At 69.9% G+C, this 3414-nt stretch carries 6 protein-coding genes; 4 read left to right on the top strand and 2 right to left on the bottom strand.

Going from position 1 to position 3414, the window contains the following annotated elements; all coding sequences use genetic code 11:
• Positions 1-279: hypothetical protein (locus A5777_RS04695; protein WP_231894941.1), on the top strand; the 279-nt coding region annotated here is incomplete at its 5' end.
• Between the two features lie 5 nt (positions 280-284).
• Positions 285-656, top strand: coding sequence for a hypothetical protein (locus A5777_RS04690; protein ID WP_064861790.1), 372 nt, complete (start codon positions 285-287; stop codon positions 654-656).
• A 55-nt stretch (positions 657-711) separates the two neighbouring features.
• On the opposite strand, the gene A5777_RS04685 is transcribed toward A5777_RS04690, so the two are convergent.
• Entirely contained in the window at positions 712-2190 is a 1479-nt protein-coding gene (locus A5777_RS04685; RefSeq protein WP_064861789.1) for a type IV secretory system conjugative DNA transfer family protein, read from the bottom strand.
• On the bottom strand, positions 2187-2453 hold the full coding sequence (locus tag A5777_RS04680) for a hypothetical protein (protein ID WP_064861788.1): 267 nt from the start codon (positions 2451-2453) through the stop codon (positions 2187-2189). The genes A5777_RS04685 and A5777_RS04680 overlap by 4 nt, the downstream gene beginning before the upstream one ends.
• 101 nt (positions 2454-2554) lie before the next feature.
• On the opposite strand from A5777_RS04680, the gene A5777_RS24575 reads away from it, so the two are divergent.
• Both A5777_RS24575 and A5777_RS04675 read left to right on the top strand, forming a co-directional pair.
• Positions 2555-2719 (top strand): hypothetical protein, encoded by a 165-nt coding sequence (locus A5777_RS24575; protein WP_156529284.1) that lies wholly within the window; start codon positions 2555-2557, stop codon positions 2717-2719.
• On the top strand, positions 2716-3414 hold a 699-nt coding region (locus A5777_RS04675; protein ID WP_064861787.1), incomplete at its 3' end, for a hypothetical protein. The genes A5777_RS24575 and A5777_RS04675, both read left to right, overlap by 4 nt.

Below are 3414 nucleotides of genomic sequence, written 5' to 3'. Positions count from 1 at the left end.
GTGGATGACGTGGATGACGAGCAGGCCGCCCGGGCGTGCGTGGCGGAGGCCGCCTCCCTCGACGCTGAGGCGTCGCTGCTGGAGCGTCAGGCCGATGAGCGCTACGAGGACGGGCCACGCCTCTACGTGGGCGGGTCGCTGATGCACATGCGCTCCCTCGACATCGCCGACGGCTATCGCCGACAGGCCGCAGCGCTGCGGGAGGAGGCCCGCGAGTGGCGGGCGATAGCGTACTTCCTCAGGACGGGAGTGCGTCTCGACGAGAAGGATTGGAAGTGAGTGTTATGAACGAAACCGCGGCCCAGCGCCGCCAGCAGGAGGAGCGCCAGGCTCGGACCGCCGAGATCAGGCGGATGCTCGACACGCCGGGTGGCGGTGGCTCCGAGGCCGTCGCTAAGCGCTTTGGGCGCCATGAGCTGGCGTCACCGGAGTTCGCCGAGGCGCAGCGCCAGCGCCAGGTGGCCCAGGCACGACGGCGCGAGGCCGCTGAGGCCCGTGCCCGAGAGGCAGAGGCGCACCGCGGCAGTGCGCAGAAGGCCAGCGGCTCGAGTGCGGAGCGGGCGCGCACGCGGCAGGAGCTGGCCGACGCCCAGCGTCAGTTCGGCCGGGCCGGGGCCGCGCGAGGGCAGGGAGCCGCGCGAGGGCAGTCGATGTGACGAGAACAGGACCCCCGCACCACGTGGTGCGGGGGTCCTGTCGTCTGCGCGCTATCTATGCGAGATCGGTGCCGGTGATGTCGAGCAGCCGGACCCTGACGCCCGCCTGTCCGCCCAGGAGCAGCCGTCCGTAGCTGATCCTCGGGTCGGTGCGCGAGCGCGGTGGCGGCAGCAGCTCAGCGTGTGTGGGCTGGACCAGCTGCCGGCTGTGGCTGGTCCCTCCTCCCCGGTCGAGGCTGGCCACCACGCGTTCCTCCGGCGGGGTGGTCTCGGCCGCGTCCTTGAGCATCTGCGTTTCCCCGGCCCCGGGCAGGATCAACGCGGCGGGCATGATCGCGCGGAACTCGTCGGCGGCGGCCTGGCCCCACAACCGAGTCAGGGACTTTGTGGACTGGAGTCCCAGGACCAGGCGAATGCCAAGACCGCGGCCTTCCGAGATCCAGCGGTTGGCGTATCTGGGTGGGATTTGGGCGCCATTGACGAACTCGTCCAAGACCAGCATCACCGGCTCGAGCTGGCCCACTCGTTTGCGCCAGTAGCGGACGATCTCGATGAGCACGGTGCACACCACGGTGGGTGCCGCACCGTCCATGCCGGCGACGATGTGCAGGGTGCCGCCACGGGCCAGCATCGAGGGGTTGAACACTTTGGCGCCGGGCGCGGCGGTGGAGTCCATCGCCCACGCACCCATCGCGACCTGCATGTTGATTCCGATCGAGTCCCTCTGCCGCTCGTCCATCGCGCGCGCCGCCATCAGCGAATCGGCGTGGCGTGAGCCCACCGAGCGGGCGCGCGCGTAGGCGACGGCCCAGTTTGGGGTCGTCAGGTCGAGCGGCGCTTCCGCCTCTTCCTCGTCGACCTCATCGTCGAGGCCCTCCTGGGTGAGCCCACGGCCACCGCCCTCGGCGGCGTCGGGGCCGACGTTTTCGGCGGCTTCCAGCGCCCAGACGATGCCGCCGCCCCAGGTCATCTGCTGTGTGTCGGGGTCCCTGTGGAAGCCGCCGGCGCGCAGCAGACAGGCAAGACGCCTGCGGGCCAAGCTCTTCCAAAAAGCCGAGTCACCGCTTCCCTGGCCGTCGCCGCCGGCGCCGACGTCGCCGATCTGCATCAACAGGCTGGCCATCTCCATGGCCTCGTCGTCGGTCTCGATCCACGTGCACGGGTCGATGCGCACCGGCGTGAGCGGTACGCCTTCGATCTGGCCGTCGCGGATCTCGCCGCTCAAATCCATGACGTACTGGGTCCCCCACTGCGCGCGGCGACGGATCGTGAGCTCGGACAGGTCGCCCTTGCTGGACATGACGACCAGGGGACGCGGCCCCCAGCGGACGGCGGCGGGCGCCAAAACGGTCCTACTCTTACCCGAGCCCGTCTTTCCGATGACCGCCAAATGTGGGGCGGTCATGGCGATCTCGCCGTCAGCGCGACCGTAGTTGGCCTCGTCGGTGATGATCCCCTTGTTGCCGTCGGCTGCGGCGGGCAGATCGAGCAGGCCCGCGTAGGGCTCATCGCTGATCTCAGTGGTGGTGGTCATGTCTCCTCTTTCTGCTGTTGGTCGTGGCGCGCGCGCATCACGCGCGCACCGGTGCGTCGTCGCCGCTCGCGGTCGGCCTCGCGCACTTTGGTGATGGCCTCGAGCACGGCCGGGTCGTCGGCGTGGTCGAGGCCGTGCTCAACCAGCGCCCTGCTGAGCAGGCCGACCGAGAGATCGACCTGCGCTCCGAGTACGCGCAGGCGCTCGGCCTGCGCTCGCGTCAGTGTCACGGCAATTCTCTTTTCCTCCGTCGAGTCGTCCATCGTTGACCTCTCTCATTCTACTGTATTGTTGTAGATACAAGGCTATTGCCGTATTGTTGTATCTATAAGGCTTCAGCATTAGACCACGCGGAGGAGTACTGATGAGCAGGGACAACGGCGGCAAGCGGTCGCTGTGGACACGTCGGTGGGTGCAGGTGACCGCCGTCGCCGCACTGCTGTTCGGCTCGGGCGTCGCGGTCGGCGCCGGCGGCATGAGCGGCAGCGACAGCGGCTGCCACCCGGCGAGCGAGCAGGTGCAGCGATGAGCAGGGTGCAGCGCTGGGAGCGCCAGCGCGCGGCCTGGCTGGTCGGCCACTCGAGCGCCCACGGCGGTCTGGTCGCGGCGACGATGCGTCGTCGGGCTGAGATCCTGGAGCGCTCAGCGCGGCGCAGCGAGCGCTCGGGCGCGGGCATCACCGCGACCGCGGTGCAGGACGAGGTCTCACCCGGCCTGTGGCACCGGCTGACCCACGACGGCGATGGGTCACGGCACCACCGGCCCCGGTGGGCGCTGGTGGTGATCGTCGCGGCGGTATTCGTGGGACCGGGCCTGCTCGTAGGGCGCGCGGCCTACCGGGTGCTGTGGCGGCGCAGCCCGTCGATCGGGCGGCTGTGGGCGTGGCCGTGGGCTGTGACCGCGGTCGTAGGCGCGGTGGTGCTCGCGGTGCTCGGTGTCGGTTTTCGACCGGCGCTGCACTTTGACCGGCGCTGGCCGCTGACGATGATCCAGGTCGGCCCATGGTGGGCGCTGCTCTGCTGGCAGCTCGTGGTCGCCGGTCTGACGGTGGCCGCCCTGATCACCCTGTGGGGATGGCGCGGAGTGCCGTCCAAGGCCGTCGGCGCACCGATCAAGAACCGCGATGGTTCATTCCGCGAGGTGCGCGAGGGCGACAAGCTCGACCTCGACCCGTGGAAGGGTCAGACCGCACCGGCGAGCGGGGAGGCCTCCGCACCGTCTGAG

The sequence above is a fragment of the Gordonia sp. 852002-10350_SCH5691597 genome, assembly GCF_001665715.1.
Lineage (GTDB): Bacteria > Actinomycetota > Actinomycetes > Mycobacteriales > Mycobacteriaceae > Gordonia > Gordonia sputi.
Note: the sequence above shows the minus strand (reverse complement) of the source record. Positions and strands in the feature narration are given on the sequence as shown.